Here is a 16,238-nt window from a genome sequence, read left to right on the forward strand (position 1 = left end):
ATCTGCATGTTAAAGCGCGTGTTTTACAGCCTGTCTGTCCTGGTCGGCATACTGCTGTTGATCGTGCTCGGTCTCGACCGCTGGATGAGCTGGAAAACCGCCCCCTACATCTTTGATGACCTGCAGGACCTGCCTTACCGTCAGGTGGGCGTGGTGCTCGGCACCGCCAAGTATTACCGCACCGGCGTCATCAACCAGTATTACCGTTACCGCATCCAGGGCGCGCTGAACGCCTACAACAGCGGCAAAGTGAACTACCTGCTGTTAAGCGGGGATAACGCCCTGCAAAGCTATAACGAACCGGTGACGATGCGTAAGGATTTGATTGCCGCGGGGGTGGACCCTGCTGATATCGTCCTCGACTACGCCGGGTTCCGCACCCTCGACTCCATCGTGCGCACGCGCAAAGTCTTCGACACCAACGACTTCATCATCATCACCCAGCGCTTCCACTGCGAGCGCGCGCTGTTTATCGCCCTGCATATGGGTATTCAGGCGCAGTGCTATGCGGTGCCATCGCCAAAAGATATGCTCAGCGTGCGCGTTCGCGAATTTGGTGCCCGCTTTGGCGCCCTGGCAGACCTCTATATTTTCAAACGCGAACCGCGCTTCTTAGGCCCGCTGGTGCCGATTCCGGCGATGCATGAAGTGCCTGAAGACGCTCAGGGTTACCCGGCGGTGACGCCAGAGCAACTGCTTGATATGCAGAAAAAAGAGAAAAAATAGCCCGCCTTTATACTTTCTTTACGCCGGGCGTGACGCTTTTTATCCCGCCTTTACGCTGGCTCTTTTACGCTGAGTTCACTGCCGCTACGGCTTCATTGAAGAATGACTATGAACTCGATAATGAATGCGTTTTTCCTGAAAAGTCTCCGCCCGTATTTTAACTTTCCCGGTTTATCACTCCCCGGCGCGCTGAATTCCGGTCTCTGGCTTGATGAAAAAATTGATGCCCTGCAGCACAACATTGCCGTGGAAGTGGCCGATTACCTGGAACGCTACCCGCAGACGAAGCACGTTGACGTTTATCTGAACGATATCAACGGCACGATGCGCGGCAAACGCCTCTCGGTAGAGAGCATGCTGACGCTGGAAAACGGCTGTTATTTTCCGCTTTCCGTCTATTCGATGGACCAGAAAGGACAAATCGCCGCCTCGCTGCCTGATGAACCCGACCGCCTTTGCGTCCCCGTCGCCGGCTCCCTGCGTCCCTGTCCACACGATCCACAGCACAACGCGCAGATCCTGCTGACGATGAAAGACAGCGACGAGAAACCCTGCCCGCTGGAGCCGCGTGTGATCCTGCAGACTGTACTTTCCCGCTTCCACCAGCACGGGCTCTTCCCGGTTATTGCCCCGGAAATCGAGTTCTACCTGACGGAACAAGGGCGACAGGATGCGCAAAATCAGGGCTGCTTTCATATGGATACCCCAAGCGCGCACGCGGCGCTGTTTGACGAACTGGAACAGCTGGCACACCTTCAGCGCATTCCGCTCACCGGGATCGTGGCGGAAGCCGAGTCCGGTCAGTACGAATTAAACCTGAAGCATAGTCATCACGTTGTTGAGGTCTGTGATAACGTGCTGGCGCTGCGCCGCCTGGCCCGATACGTGGCGGAAAAACACGGCCTGCAGGCCAACTTTATGGCCAAGCCTTTCAGCCAGCTCTCGGGCAGCGGTTTTCACGTCCACTTCAGCCTCAACGACAGCCGCGGTAACAACCTCTTTGCCTCACCGGTGAATGCGCTTAACAGCATGATGCGTTTATGTATCGCGGGCCAGCTGGCGCTGATGCCCGCCTCCGTCGCCATTCTTGCCCCGGGCGTCAACGCGTTTCGTCGTTTGCGTAAAAACCTGACGGAACCCCTCTTTCACTCCTGGGGTTATAACACCCGTACCGCCGCCCTGCGGATCCCCTGCTCGGATGACAGCAACCGTCGCATTGAGTACCGTCTGGCCGGGGCTGATGCCAATCCCTATCTGGTGGTTGCAACCCTCCTGACCGGCATGCTGTACGGGCTGGAAAATATCGACGAGGAGGCGTTGGCTGAACCGCAGCAGGACCAACCCGACCTGCCGCTGTTTCAGCAGGAAGCGATTGAGACCTTCGCCCGCTGTCAATATCTCACCGACAGCCTGGGTGAGGCCTTTTCTGAACAGTGGGTTGCCTGCAAGCTCTCAGAACTCGACTGGTTTGAGCGCATTGTGACCCGGGAGGAGTCAAATCTGGCTTAGGGCATAAAAAAGCCCGCTCGTTGAGCGGGCCGCAGGAGACGAGTGAGGCTTACTTCTTACGCGCGTATTTCAGTGAATCCAGCGCGACCGCGAAGATGATGATGGCGCCCTTGATGATGTACTGCCAGTAAGGGTTTACGCCGATATAGGTCAACCCGTAGTTGATGACGGTGAAGATGATCACACCGGTCACCACGCCGAGTACGGTACCCACACCACCGCTGAAGGAGACGCCGCCCACCACGCAGGCTGCGATCGCATCCAGCTCATACATGAAGCCAAGGTTGTTGGTTGCAGAGCCGATACGGCCCGCTTCCAGCATCCCGCCGAAGGCGTAGAACACCCCGGACAGGGCATAGATGATGAGCAGGTTGAGGGCAACGTTGACGCCGGAGACTTTCGCCGCTTCCGGGTTACCCCCGATAGCGAAGATGTTTTTACCAAAACGCGTTTTGTTCCACAGGATCCAGACGAAGGCCACCGCAATCAGGGCATAGAAGGTGATATACGACAGGCGGAAGCTGCCGAGCGCGATAAACCCTTGCGTAAAGCTTGAGAAGCCGCTGTCAAAGCCCGAGATAGGAGACGCACCGACAAAGTCGTAGTACAGGGAGTTGATACCGTAAACGATGATCATCGTACCCAGCGTGGTGATAAATGGCGTCACGTTCAGGTAGGCGATGATAATACCGTTGATCAGACCAATCACCGCACCGATGGCGCAGACAATCAGGATCACCACGAAAATGGGCATGGTGGCCATTTCCGGGAACACCTTGTTGGCGTTTTCCATCGACTGCAGCAGGGTTGCCGCGATAACCGCCGCCAGGCCGACCTGGCGACCGGCAGAAAGGTCTGTCCCCTGGGTGACGATCAGGCCCGCTACGCCCAGCGCAATGATAATACGCACGGAGGACTGGGTCAGAATGTTACTCAGGTTCAACAGGCTTAAGAACGTAGGGTCCTGGAAAATGATGATGGCCAGCAGTACTAAAAGAACAACGTAAATACCGCCTTCTTTCAGGTAAGTGAGAAAACTTTTTTTATTTAACCCACTCATGAGGAGCCCCTGATCTTAAAGGTGCAAAGACGCAAGACGCAAAATTTCGTTTTGCGTTGTCGTTTTGGTGTCAACAATACCGGCAACGAGACCATTGCTCATAACCAGAATACGATCTGTGATCCCTAACAATTCCGGCATTTCGGAAGAAATAATAATGATCCCTTTATTCTTTTTCGCCAGCTCGGCAATCAGTTGATAAATTTCAAACTTCGCGCCGACGTCGATACCGCGGGTAGGCTCATCCAGCATCAGAATCTCTGGCTGGGTTAATAACCAGCGGCCGATAATGACTTTCTGCTGGTTACCGCCCGAAAGCGAACCGATCTGAGTGCGGTGCCCTGGCGTTTTCACGCGCATGGAGTCAATAACCCATTGGGTATCGCTCTTCATGCGGGAGTTATCCAGCAGCCCGACTTTGTTTTTATAATTGCGAATATTAGAAATTAACGAGTTAAAGTTAATATCCAGATACGCATAAATACCGGTCGAACGACGCTCTTCCGTTACCAGCGCAAAACCATTATTAATGGCTTCGTTGGCGTTGTGGTTGTTAATCTTTTTGCCGTGCAGCGTAATCGTGCCTTCGGCTTTCTCACGAATGCCAAACAGGGTTTCCACGATGTCGGTACGCTTTGCCCCCACCAGACCGGCAATGCCCAGGATTTCACCCTTGTGCAGGTCGAAGGAGACATCGCGGATAGAGGGCTGACGCAGCGAAGTCAGGTTGCGGACTTCGAGGATCACTTCACCCGGTTTGTTTTCTTTGTCCGGGAAGCGCTGGTTCAGGGAACGGCCAACCATCATGGCGATGATCTTGTCCATGTCCAGCCCTTCCAGCGGCTGCGTGGCAATCCACTGACCGTCGCGCAGAATGGTTATCTCATCACACAGCTGGAAGATCTCTTCCATTTTGTGGGAGATATACACAATGCCGCAGCCGCGTTCTTTAAGCTTACGGATAATGGTAAAAAGGTGATTAACCTCTTTTTCCGTCAGTGACGATGTCGGTTCGTCCATGATGACGATTTTCGCATCATAGGAGAAGGCTTTAGCAATTTCGATCATCTGCATCTGGGATACGGATAATGTTCCCACGCGGGCGCGCGGATCGATATCAATATCCAGCTCATCGAAAATCGCTTTGGTGTCTCGATACATTTTGTCCTGATCGACAAAAACACCTTTGGTGGGATAACGTCCCAACCACATGTTATCCATAACTGAACGCTGCAGTACCAGGTTTAATTCCTGGTGAACCATCGAGATACCGTTTTCCAGTGCTTCTTTCGCTGAATGGAAATCGATCTCTTTCCCCTGAAAAAGAATGCTGCCAGAATCTTTTTGATAGATCCCAAAAAGGCATTTTAATAATGTTGATTTACCCGCACCGTTCTCCCCCATTAAAGCATGAATAGAGTGAGGACGAACTTTTAAATTAACGTTATCGAGTGCCTTAACGCCGGGAAATGACTTGTTGATGCCGTTCATTTCCAACAGGTATTCACCGGATGACGGAGTAGTTGTGCTGACCATAATTATACCTTGTTGGCCTCGCATATCGCGTTATAAAAGGGCGCAACGAATTGCGCCCAGTGAAGACAATTTAATACTCTTATTTACCGATAAACTCAGCCAGGTTGGACTGGTCTACGCCCACGTAAGGCACGCGAACGATTTTATTGTCAATCTTCCAGTTGGTGCCGTCTGCCGCGCCTTTGCCATCGGCCAGATTTTTCGCCAGATCGAAGGTCGCTTTCGCCTGGTTGTTGGCATCGTTCAGCACGGTACCGGCCATCGCACCGGATTTAACCAGCGCCAGCGCTTCTGGCAGCGCATCCACGCCGAATACCGGGATGGAGGATTTATTGTGAGCTTTCAGCGCTTCTACCGCACCCATTGCCATCGCATCGTTGTTGGCGATAACCACTTCAATTTTGTTGGCGTTAGGGCCGGACAGCCATGCGTCCATCTTATCTTTCGCCTGAGCGGTGTCCCACATCGCGGTATCTAACGCCAGCTGCTGGGTTTTCAGACCCTTGTCATTCAGCTCTTTGATAACGTAAGTGGTACGGGCTTCCGCATCCGGATGGCCGGGTTCGCCTTTCAGCAGCACAAACTGAATCTGACCGTCTTTGTTCAGGTCCCAGTTCGGGTTTGCCGCCCAGTGTTTCGCGATCAGATCGCCCTGAATAATGCCGGACTCTTTGGAGTCGGTACCGACGTAATACGCTTTGTCGTAGCTGTCCAGCGCTTTGCGAGAAGGTTCTTTGTTGAAGAAGACGATCGGCACATTCTGGCCGCGCGCTTTTTCAATCACCGTGCCTGCTGCCGCCGGGTCAACCAGGTTGATGGCCAGGGCTTTCACGCCTTTCGCCAGCAGAACGTCGATCTGGTCGTTCTGTTTGGACTGGTCGTTCTGGGAGTCATTCATCAGCAGCTGAACGTCTGGCGCTGCTTTAGCATCTTTCTCAATTGCTTTACGCACAACAGACATGAAGTTGTCGTCGTATTTATAGATGGTCACACCAATACGGGTATCCGCAGCGTGCGCTGCTGCACCAAAAAGCATGCTTGCCATTACAGCAGACAGAGTCAACACCTTCTTATTCATGGTATCTCCGGTTTTTTTTATGCAGGGTAGTTCTTGTGAATAACGATCGGCGGGCAGGTGTTAATAAAACGTTACTGACAGCCGAAGTTCACTTATAAAATTTCTATCTTCCGTGTTCGGTAACGCTCCAGAAATGCGTTTTATTCGTTGTTTGCGGCACGTTGGCTATAGTGAAAGTGAATAATCACTGTTACATAGCGTTTCAGCCCCTAAAACGCTGACATCATAGTCAGCGCCTTGTTAAGATACTGTGAATTTACTCACAGATTGAAAACGGTTACATCACCCCATGTAATCAGTTAGTGATCGGAACCACAATTTGCCGGGCCGCAACGGAGTGACGACGTACTAAAGTCGGCATGAAACAATGTGTTGCCCCCGGATCCAGTAGCCCTGCCGCCCCCTGTAACGCCAGTTCAGTCGCCAGTTTCGCCATAGAGGCTATAGGGTAACGCACCGTTGTCAGCTGCGGGTCGGTGTAACGGGCAATCGGGATATCGTCAAAACCAATGAGTGATAAATGCTGTGGCACCGCAATACCGTTATCTTTCAGCGCCGTCAGGGCTCCGGCCGCCATGCTGTCGTTATAGGCAAACACCGCTGAAAGCTGGAGATTGCGGCCCAGCAGCTCCACCATGGCCGCCTCACCGCCCTGCATATCCGGCGTACCGGTTCCTACCCAGCTCTCGGATGGCGTAATGCCGTGCTCTTTCAGGGCATTCTGCCACCCCTCGCGCCGCAGTTCGTCATCTTCAATGTGGTGGCTGGAGGCCAGATAACCGATCCGCTGATGGCCGTTGTTGATGAGCATTTTGGTGGCCATCATCGCGCCGCTGACGTTATCCAGCCCGACGCAGCGGTGGGCATAGCCCGGAACGATGCGGTTGATCAGCACCATGCCTGGGATCTGATCCATAAACCCGATTAACTCTTCGTCGCTCAGGGCTTTAGAGTGGACAATCAGGGCGTTACAGCGCTGACGGATCAGCACTTCGATGGCATAGCGCTCTTTTTCCGCCTCATGATAGCTATTGCCGATCAGGACATATTTCTGATGCTGCTGGGCGACCACATCGACCGCTTTCACCAGCGCACCAAAAAAGGCGTCCGATACATCCATTACCACCACGCCGATGGTGTCGCTGACCTGCGTCGCAAGCGCCTGGGCATTGGCATTTGGCCGGTACCCAAGCTGAGTCACGGCTTTCATTACGGTTTCACGGGTTTCAGGGCTGACCAGCGCGCTGTTGTTCAGGACACGCGAGACGGTAGCCACAGAAACGCCCGCCTGACGGGCGACGTCACGAATGGTGATCATATTCACCATCCTTCAAAGGATTGCAGCAACTCACAGACACCCCCTGTGTTTAGCAAGGTGGCTATTTTGGCAGTGAGAGAAAGGGGACTACGTGAAGAAGCTCACACTCATGAAAACGCTTACATCCGTTTTGTTAATGATTGTGATCCAGATCGTTATCTGGATGTATTTTTCAATGATATCCCTGAAGCACGTGCGGTTAACTGACGCCATACCCACTCCAGCGGCCCCTGGCGGAAATAGCGTAGCCAGAGAACAGAAAACGCCAGGTTTACCGCCCAGACCGGGATAACAAACGCCAGCAGTTCGAGGCGGTCGAATTTCATAAACAGACCAAAGCGATAGAAAAGCGTGGTGCAGATAAGCGTTTGCAGGAGGTAATTGCTTAACGCCATGCGCCCCACGCAGGCGATAGCGCTGACCATCCACAGGCGAGAAAGCGTCGGCCAGAAGCCATAGATCAGCGCCGCATAGCCGATGATCTGGAACGGTGCGCTCAGCTCACGCGGCACCTGGAGCAGGAAAGCGCACCAGCGGTAATCCCAGTGAAGGTGCCACTGCGCCATCACCGCCGGAAGGTTAATCAGCACGCCGAGCAGCACCAGCCCGATGCCGGTGCGGCGATAGTGGCGCAGGCTGAATTCGCCTTTCAGCCAACCGGTGCGCATCAGTGACGCGCCCATCAGCATCATTCCCGCCAGCTGCCAGCCGTATTGCGCGCCCAGCGCAAGGAGGCTATCGCCCAGCATATCCGCACGGTTGCTTATTGCTTCCGTACCGCCCTTCAGCTTCCAGTATTGCTCGTACTGCAGGTTTGCGGCATCCGGGATCCAGGAACGGTTTGTCGCCTCGCCCGAGATCATCCCCAACAGCAGCAGCACTGCCAGCCCCATGACATAGAGCATTACGCCGGTGTTAAAGAGGCTTTTTACGCTGTGCGCATCGCGTATGAGACGCCAGCAGATGAGCCCGACTAAGCCATACGCGAGGAGAATATCGCCATCCCAGAAGAACAGCCCGTGGATAAACCCGAGAATAACCAGCAGCGTCAGACGCGACTGGATCCAGCGCGTGCCGCGCCTGAGGAGGAGCTGCAGGCCTGCGCCAAACAGCAGGGCAAAGAGCGTAAGAAATTTGACCTGCGCGAAGAGATCGAGGATCGCCCACGTCCAGGCATCACTGCGCGTGATATCGCCATACCACGCAGGGTTAAGATAGGCCGCCTTCGGCAGACCGAAGGCGCTGATATTAAGCAGCAGGATACCGAGAATGGCGACGCCGCGAACAAAATCGAGCGTGACGTTTCGCTCCATGGTCCCTGCCCTGTAAGACTTAGTTGTGGTGACGAACGGCGCGCAGGAACTCCTGGCGGGTATTCTGGCTCGATTTAAACAGCCCACCCAGCGAGGTAGTGGTAGTCGCACTGGTGGCATCACGCACGCCGCGCGCTTTCACGCAGTAGTGAACCGCGTCGATTGAGACGGCCACGTTATTGGTGCCGAGCAACGTTTGCAGCGCGGTCAGGATCTGCTGCGTCAGACGCTCCTGCACCTGTGGACGCTGCGCAAAGAACTGCACGATGCGGTTGATCTTCGACAGGCCAATCACCGTATCTTTAGGGATATACGCCACGGTCGCTTTACCGTCGATAGTGACGAAATGGTGTTCGCAGGTGCTGGTCAGCGTGATATCACGCACCGTCACCATCTCATCCACTTTCATCTTATTTTCGATGACGGTAATTTTCGGGAAGTTGGCGTAATCCAGGCCAGAGAAAATTTCGTCGACGTACATTTTCGCGATGCGGTGCGGCGTCTCCATCAGACTGTCGTCACTCAGATCGAGATTCAGCAGCTCCATGATATCGGTCATATGACCGGCAATCAGACGCTTGCGGGTTTCATTGTCCATATCCTGAACGGGCGGACGCAGTGGCGTTTCAAGACCGCGCGCAACCAGGGCTTCATGGACCAGGGCAGCTTCTTTACTGAGTGATGACATTTTGTTCTCCTGCAGGTGTGGCGTCTTTTGCCCTCGTTGTGGCAAAAGTATGCGCTCATTGTGCGTGGGGCCGCGCACATAATCCAGTATTCACGACGATAATTATTGCAATTGCTGTTGCCTTTCAGCGTGACGATTCCACACCAGGGCACCGCCGACGAACAGCGCAACGCCCGCCAGGCCCAGCGCAGGCTCCAGCCGGTGGGTAAGCCAGGTCGATAACGCTGAGGTTACCGGCCCTACCAGTTGGCCTATGGCATACCCGGTCGTGAGCAAACCTGCCATATACCGCGTGTGCTCCGGAGCCAGTTCGCGGCCGTACAGCAGCGAGAGCTGAACGGCGCAGAGGAACCCGCCGCCCACCAGTAGCCCGCCTGTCAGCAATCCGCCAATTCCGGGCAGCAGCCAGGCCGCCAGCACGCCGGCCCCCTGAAGCCACAGCACGATAGCCAGCCGGCGGTTAGCCGTTGAGGTGTGACGTAACAGAATGCTGAGCGCAATGCCCACCACGGCGGCGAGACCAAAAATCGGCCAGACGAACTGGGCAAACAGGCTGCCGGGAAAACGTACGGCCGCCATTTGCGATAAAAAGGTCGCCGGCAGAATGTACCCAAACCCGGCCAGGCTGTAGCTCCAGACCAGGCGTTTTAAATCTGCCGTCAGTACCAGCGGCTCCGGTGCGGTGCCGGGTCGATGAAGTTGTCCGGCTCGCGGCAGGTAGCGTGCCACCAGCGCAATCAACACCAGCGCCAGCACGCCGTAAATTTGCCATGCCGCACCGGCCGAAAGGGATTTCGCCTGAATATAGACGGCGAGCAGCCCGCTCAGGGCAATGCCTGCTCCGGGTCCGGCAAACACGGCGGCGCTCAGGCCCGGTTTGCCCAACTGGCCCAGGCGTTCGTTGGTCCAGGCAGCAATCAGCACCATAGACCAGCCGCTCATGCAGCCAATCACAAAGCGCAGCAGACCGTGTACAACGGCGTTATCCGCCGCCGCGGAGAGTAGCGTCAACGCCACCGCCCCCGCGATGCCCAGCCAGAGACGCATTTCAACAAAGCGGTGGGCGCGCATCGCATCCCACGCACCCACCAGATAGCCCAGATAGTTCATCGCCGCCACCAGACCCGCGCTGGTCAGCGTAAGCTGCCCGGCAGCTATCATCAGCGGCACCTGAGGGGTAAAGGCAAAGCGCCCGATTCCCATTGCCACCACCAGAACGACGAACCCACTGAGCGCAATACGCAGCGCCATGAACGCTCCAAATGTTAAAGAAAAGTAAATTTATGATGCAGCATCTCGTCGTCTGACGAAAGTGAAAGTTGCTCACAGGTTAATGAAAACGCTGTATTATGGGTTTTATGACTGCACATTCTCATTAAGGAGCCCAGCATGGAACTGCTCGAAGAGCACCGTTGTTTTGAAGGTCGACAGCAGCGCTGGCGGCACGACTCCACCGTTCTGAACTGTGCGATGACGTTCAGCATTTTCCTGCCCCCGACGGAAAACCCGCCGGTTCTGTTCTGGCTTTCCGGCCTGACCTGCAACGACGAAAACTTCACCACCAAAGCGGGCGCGCAGCGTATTGCTGCCGAACTGGGTATTGCGCTGGTCATGCCGGACACCAGCCCACGTGGCGATGATGTGGCCGACGATGCGGGATACGACCTTGGCAAAGGCGCCGGCTTTTATCTGAATGCCACCGAACTGCCCTGGGCGCGCCACTACCGTATGTATGATTACATTCGCGATGAACTTCCTGCCCTCGTGCAGTCTCAGTTTGCGGTCAGCCAGCGCTGCGCGATCAGCGGCCACTCGATGGGCGGTCACGGGGCGCTGATCATGGCGCTGAAAAACCCGGGAAAATACGTCAGCGTGTCGGCATTTGCGCCTATCGTGAACCCCACCCAGGTGCCATGGGGGCAAAAAGCCTTTACCCACTATCTGGGTGACGATGCGGAAAAATGGCTGGCATGGGACAGCTGTGCGCTGATGCTGAACAGCAAACCGGAAGATGCCCTTCCTATCCTTATCGATCAGGGAGATGCGGATCAGTTCCTTGCCGGGCAGCTACAGCCCGCGGTGCTGGCAGAAGCGGCACGCCAGAAAGACTGGCCGCTGACGCTGCGTATTCAACCGGGATACGATCACAGCTATTACTTCATCGCATCCTTTATTGAGGATCATCTCCGCTTCCATGCGGAGCATTTGTTCGGGTAAGTGCGGCCTTTTTTGCCCGGTGGCGCTTCGCTTACCGGGCCTACAAGCTTGTGCCTTTTTGTAGGCCGGGTAAGGCGCAGCCGCCACCCGGCACCAGACTGGATCAGAACCTGTAATCCACACCCACGAAGTAACGACGGCCATCTTCTGTATAGCTGTAATCATCACGGCTCAGGTCTTTATCCAGCAGGTTCTGCACGCCCGCGCGCAGCTTAACGCTTTTCGTTGCCTGCCACGCCGCACCGGTATTCCAGATGACATAGCCACCCGGCGTAGGGGCACTGCTGGTCAACGCGCGTTTCTCGCCGGTGTAGTTGCCCTGAACGTAGAACGACCAGTCCTGGGTCGCCTGCCAGTCAACGGTACCGTTGGCCGTGTGGAATGGCAGATCGGACAGCGGTTTGTTGCCGCCGTTACTGATATCACGACCATCGTTATAGGTGTAATTCAGCGTCACTTTCCACTCTTCCGCCAGCGGGAATTTCAGCTCCGTCTCCACCCCGCGGATACGCGCCTTGTTAACGTTGTAATAGCGGAAAATCGGTTCACCGTCCGCATTCAGGCCAACGTAGTTAGGGTAGCTCTGGGCCTGCTTCACATTGGCCGTACGGCTAATGCTGATGCGGTCATCCACATTATTCTGGAAGGTGGTAATGCTGGCCTGTACGCCCTCTAACCAGCCCTCTTCCCCGCTGTAGTAGAGACCGAATTCGAAGCTCTCACTGGTTTCCGGTTTCAGCTCCGGGTTACCGACAATCTCGCAGGCACCGCGGCATGAGCCGCTGACCCAGTCCGGGCTCAGCTGCAGCAGTGACGGCGCTTTAAACGCGGTAGCCCAGCCCCCTTTCACCGTTACGGTATCGGTCGCGTTATACACCAGATACGCCCGCGGACTCCAGTGATCGCCATAGGTGTCATGGTCATCCATACGGATACCGGTGGTCAGCGCCAGAGGTTCAAAGATACGCCACTCATCCTCCAGGAACAGAGCATACTGGCTTGTCGAGGTACTGCTGCTGGAACCGCCAGTCAGGTTGACCGGATCTTTCAGCTTATCATGACGCCATTCACCGCCGAAGGTCAGGAACTGATTGATTTCGCCCAGCGGCAGCACGTATTTCCCGTCCACTGCGTTGCTCTCAGAGGTGATAGGGTTGCTGTTGCCCGGGTTTTTGTTGTCAACCTTCTCGCCGTATACCTTCAGCTCACTGTTGCCGATGCCCCAGCGACCGTTGTGACTGAGGGAGTAGTTCTGACGCTCAAGGCGGTTTTTGTCGAGGGAATCCGAGTCACGATCCTGACGGTCGAAACCATAGCCCGCCGTAAAGTCGTGATTTTCGGACGGCGTCCAGGCGAATTCGACATTAGCATCGCGGCTCGTGAAGCCTTCGATGCGCGGCGTTTCACCGCTCGCCGTGGTAGAGGATTTCTGCTGGCCGTCTTTCTCACGCTTCGCGAGGCTACCGTAGGCTTTCAGCCCCAGCAGACCGTCCACCAGCGGACCGCTGGTGTAAAACTGACCGTTGTAGGTGTCACCGCGATCGCGATGTTCCTGAATCGTGGAATCGGCGCTCAGGGTGCCCGTCCACTTCTGACCGATTTTTTTGGTGATAATGTTCACCACGCCGCCCAGCGCGTCGGAGCCATAAAGCGAGGACATCGGCCCGCGCACCACTTCGATTCGTTCGATGGCGTCAACCGGCACCCAACTGAGGTCGAAATCATTATGGCGGAAAACCGCGTTGCGGGAGTTAACGCGCTTGCCGTCGACCAGGATCAGCGTATAGCTGCTGTCCAGACCGCGAATACTTACCCCTTTACGGTTGTCCCCTTCGCTCGTGAGTTGTACGCCCGGCACATCCCGTAACACATCTTTCAGGTTCTGAACGGGTTTGCGCTGCAAATCTTCCTGCGTAATCACGCTGATGCTGGCTGGCGCATCTTTCAGGTTTTGCTCGGTTGCGGAGGCCGTTACAACCATTGTGTCGCCGGATTCTGCTGCGATAACAGGCAGGGCCAGGGACATTGCGGACGCACAAAGTCCTCCCCTGACGAAGGGATTCAACCTAAACATTCCATATCTCCATGAGGTAAATACAACTACATCAAATCATCACTCACAGCGTCTTCCTTGCCGCCCACATCTGCGGTGGGTCGGTGACACGCTTATTTTTGATAACGATAAAGCAAACGATAATTATTATCAATTAAATTGTTAAAAAATATATCTTTGTTTCAGCCTACAGGGATAAAAAAACCCGCTCGAATGAGCGGGTTAAAAGAGAGGGAGTGCGGTTATTGTTTAAATCGTTCCGGGAATTCCATTTCACTGTAGCGAACGAAGTGTGTTCCTTTCGTCAGTTTGTAACCAAACCAGATGACAAGGAACAGCGGAATACCAATGTAGGTTGCCGTGACGGCGCCCCAGTCAATGGTATCCGCCAGGAACGCTTCATAGTTCTGTCCCAGCGTAATAATCAGACACAGAATGAAGGCGAAAATAGGACCCAGCGGGAAGAAGCCGGAACGATACGGCAGCGAGTTAATGTCATAGCCCTGTTTGACATAGCCACGGCGGAAACGGTAGTGGCTAATGGCAATCCCCAGCCAGGCAATAAAGCCCGTCATCCCCGAGGTGTTCAGCAGCCACAGGTATACCGTCTGGTTGCCAAACATGGAGGTCAGGAAGCACAGACCGGCGATTACCGTTGTTGCGTACAGCGCGTTACGTGGAACGCCGCCGCGGGACAGTTTCGCGAAGATACGCGGGGCTTTACCGTCGCAGGCCAGGGTGTAGAGCATACGGGTGGATGCGTACATCCCGGAGTTACCGGCAGAAAGCACGGCGGTGAGGATCACGGCGTTCATCACTGCCGCCGCAGACAGCAGACCGGCGTGCTGGAAGACCAGCGTGAACGGGCTGACGCTAATGTCTTTGACGTCATTGCGCAGCAGGCTTGGATCGGTGTATGGAATGATCAGGCTGATAATCAGGATAGCGAACACGTAGAACAGCAGGATACGCCAGAAGACCTGACGAACCGCACGCGGAATATTTTTTTCCGGGTTCTCAGACTCACCGGCAGCGATACCAATCAGTTCAGTCCCCTGGAAGGAGAAGCCGACAATCATTGCCACGCCAATCATTGCCGAAAGACCACCGGCAAACGGCGCATCGCCTGTTGTCCAGTTGCTCCAGCCCGCAGGTTCAGCACCTTTGAAAATACCAACGATCATCGCCACACCGACGACGATAAAGATGATGACGGTTGCCACTTTGATCAAAGAGAACCAGTATTCCGCTTCGCCGAAACCGCGCACGGAGATGTAGTTCAGCAGGAAGATGACGGTCAGGAACAGTGCGCTCCAGATCCAGCCCGGCGTATCCGGGAACCACCAGTTCATCACCAGCTGTGCAGCGACGAGGTCAACGGCGATGGTGACCGCCCAGTTGTACCAGTAGTTCCAGCCCAGCGCGAAACCGAAACCTTCTTCAACGTATTTTTGACCGTAGGTCGAAAACGAACCTGACACCGGCATGTACGCGGCCAGTTCGCCCAGACTGGTCATCAGGAAGTACACCATCAGGCCAATCAGGATATAAGAGAAAAGCGCCCCACCCGGGCCTGCTGCCGAAATCGTTGCGCCAGAGGCAACGAAAAGACCTGTACCGATTGAACCGCCAATGGCGATCATCGTCAGGTGACGCGCCTTGAGTTCACGACGGAGCGTGGGCGCTTCTGTGGTTTTAATTTCTGAAACCATATGAAAATGCTGTCCATTTAATAAATGAGGCGCGATTGTAGCAGACGATCCGGATTCCTTCCGGCAGAAATACTCAGTTATAAGAGAGCTTCATGACGCGGCCAGGATTATAAGTAAAGCATAATTTTTCCCTCTCCCCATTGGGGTGAGGGACGCGTTTAGATTTCGCAATAGCGCAGAAAACGCTGCAGCGAGCTGGAGAGGTGTTTCTGACGATGGTGAATGCGCCACAGCGTGCGCACCAGTTTCGGGAGCGGAACGGGAATTTCCACCAGCGACCCCGTCTCAAGCTGCTCAGCAATGACCCGCCGTGAAAGACAGCTGATGCCCAGGCCATGACGCACCGCGTGCTTAATCGCCTCTGAGTTCCCCAGCTCCATCCCCAGCTGGAAATGCGGCAGATGGGACAGCAGCAGGTAATCGACAATTTCCCGCGTGCCGGAGCCCTGCTCACGCAGGATCCACTGCGCCTGCGCCAGCCGCTCCAGCGTCACTTCGCCCTGCAATAAAGACGAGGCCGGGGACGCAAAGACCACCAGCTCATCCTCCAGCCAGGGCTCGGCAATGATATCGACGTTATGGCAGGGACCTTCGATAAGACCGATATCCACGCGGAAATCGATCACCGCGTTGATGACGTCCTGGCTATTACCGACGCTCATTTCCAGCGGCAGGGTGGGAAAATCCCGACGGTAGCGGGCAATCACTTCCGGCAGGATGTAATTCCCGATGGTGCTGCTGGCGTAGACGCGGATCGCCCCGTTATCTTCACGGAACAGCTGTTCGATTTCGATAGCCTGCTCCAGCAAGGCCAGCGCGCGCGGGTAGAGAAGGCGCCCGTGCTCGTTGACCACCAGGCGCTTCCCTACCCTGTCGAAAAGCTGAACGCCCAGCTGACCTTCGAGGTCGGTCAGGGCTGCGCTAACCGCTGATTGCGAGAGCGCCAGCATCTGCGATGCCTGCGTCGTCGACCCGCTTTTCAGCACTTCGGCAAAGACTTCCAGCTGGCGCAATGTAATGTGCATGGT

General features: G+C 55.2%; 13 protein-coding genes. 3 read left to right on the plus strand and 10 right to left on the minus strand.

What is annotated here, in order from left to right:
* Nucleotides 1-6: 6 nt before the first annotated feature.
* Complete coding sequence (gene sanA, locus LDK53_RS06895; protein WP_014884561.1) at nt 7-726, plus strand: outer membrane permeability protein SanA; 720 nt, start codon at nt 7-9, stop codon at nt 724-726.
* Between the two features lie 120 nt (nt 727-846).
* Nucleotides 847-2,235 carry a glutamine synthetase family protein gene (locus LDK53_RS06900; protein ID WP_225285193.1) on the plus strand — a complete coding sequence of 463 codons (1,389 nt, stop codon included), beginning with the start codon at nt 847-849 and terminating at the stop codon, nt 2,233-2,235.
* A 49-nt stretch (nt 2,236-2,284) separates the two neighbouring features.
* Here the strand turns inward: LDK53_RS06900 and mglC are convergent, their stop codons facing one another.
* From mglC to LDK53_RS06935, 7 genes are all read right to left on the minus strand, one after another.
* Nucleotides 2,285-3,295, minus strand: coding sequence for a galactose/methyl galactoside ABC transporter permease MglC (gene mglC, locus LDK53_RS06905; RefSeq protein ID WP_225285106.1), 1,011 nt, complete (start codon nt 3,293-3,295; stop codon nt 2,285-2,287).
* Nucleotides 3,296-3,310: 15 nt separating this feature from the next.
* Nucleotides 3,311-4,831 carry a galactose/methyl galactoside ABC transporter ATP-binding protein MglA gene (mglA, locus tag LDK53_RS06910; protein ID WP_094919124.1) on the minus strand — a complete coding sequence of 507 codons (1,521 nt, stop codon included), beginning with the start codon at nt 4,829-4,831 and terminating at the stop codon, nt 3,311-3,313.
* A 79-nt stretch (nt 4,832-4,910) separates the two neighbouring features.
* Nucleotides 4,911-5,909, minus strand: a complete 999-nt coding sequence (gene mglB, locus LDK53_RS06915) for a galactose/glucose ABC transporter substrate-binding protein MglB (RefSeq protein WP_008500923.1) — start codon at nt 5,907-5,909, stop codon at nt 4,911-4,913.
* A 295-nt stretch (nt 5,910-6,204) separates the two neighbouring features.
* A complete protein-coding gene (gene galS / locus LDK53_RS06920) occupies nt 6,205-7,227 on the minus strand; it encodes an HTH-type transcriptional regulator GalS (protein WP_225285108.1) in 1,023 nt (340 codons plus the stop codon).
* 155 nt (nt 7,228-7,382) lie between these two features.
* The gene (gene yeiB / locus LDK53_RS06925; RefSeq protein ID WP_225285109.1) at nt 7,383-8,540 is read right to left on the minus strand and encodes a DUF418 domain-containing protein YeiB; all 1,158 of its coding nucleotides are present in this window, start codon (nt 8,538-8,540) and stop codon (nt 7,383-7,385) included.
* Between the two features lie 19 nt (nt 8,541-8,559).
* The gene (gene folE, locus LDK53_RS06930; RefSeq protein ID WP_025756263.1) at nt 8,560-9,228 is read right to left on the minus strand and encodes a GTP cyclohydrolase I FolE; all 669 of its coding nucleotides are present in this window, start codon (nt 9,226-9,228) and stop codon (nt 8,560-8,562) included.
* 102 nt (nt 9,229-9,330) lie between these two features.
* A complete protein-coding gene (locus tag LDK53_RS06935; protein ID WP_047959104.1) occupies nt 9,331-10,479 on the minus strand; it encodes a YbfB/YjiJ family MFS transporter in 1,149 nt (382 codons plus the stop codon).
* Nucleotides 10,480-10,617: 138 nt separating this feature from the next.
* On the opposite strand from LDK53_RS06935, the gene fghA reads away from it, so the two are divergent.
* The gene (gene fghA / locus LDK53_RS06940; RefSeq protein WP_225285111.1) at nt 10,618-11,445 is read left to right on the plus strand and encodes an S-formylglutathione hydrolase; all 828 of its coding nucleotides are present in this window, start codon (nt 10,618-10,620) and stop codon (nt 11,443-11,445) included.
* A 103-nt stretch (nt 11,446-11,548) separates the two neighbouring features.
* Here the strand turns inward: fghA and cirA are convergent, their stop codons facing one another.
* The 3 genes from cirA to yieE all read right to left on the minus strand — a co-directional run bounded on the left by cirA (nt 11,549) and on the right by yieE (nt 16,235).
* Nucleotides 11,549-13,519, minus strand: a complete 1,971-nt coding sequence (gene cirA, locus LDK53_RS06945) for a catecholate siderophore receptor CirA (RefSeq protein ID WP_225285147.1) — start codon at nt 13,517-13,519, stop codon at nt 11,549-11,551.
* Between the two features lie 221 nt (nt 13,520-13,740).
* Nucleotides 13,741-15,210 carry an amino acid permease gene (locus tag LDK53_RS06950; RefSeq protein WP_025756267.1) on the minus strand — a complete coding sequence of 490 codons (1,470 nt, stop codon included), beginning with the start codon at nt 15,208-15,210 and terminating at the stop codon, nt 13,741-13,743.
* Nucleotides 15,211-15,368: 158 nt separating this feature from the next.
* The gene (gene yieE, locus LDK53_RS06955; protein ID WP_025756268.1) at nt 15,369-16,235 is read right to left on the minus strand and encodes a DNA-binding transcriptional regulator YeiE; all 867 of its coding nucleotides are present in this window, start codon (nt 16,233-16,235) and stop codon (nt 15,369-15,371) included.
* Between the last annotated feature and the right edge of the window lie 3 nt (nt 16,236-16,238).

It is taken from the genome of Enterobacter sp. K16B (genome assembly GCF_020216105.1).
Taxonomy (GTDB): Bacteria; Pseudomonadota; Gammaproteobacteria; order Enterobacterales; family Enterobacteriaceae; genus Enterobacter; species Enterobacter sichuanensis.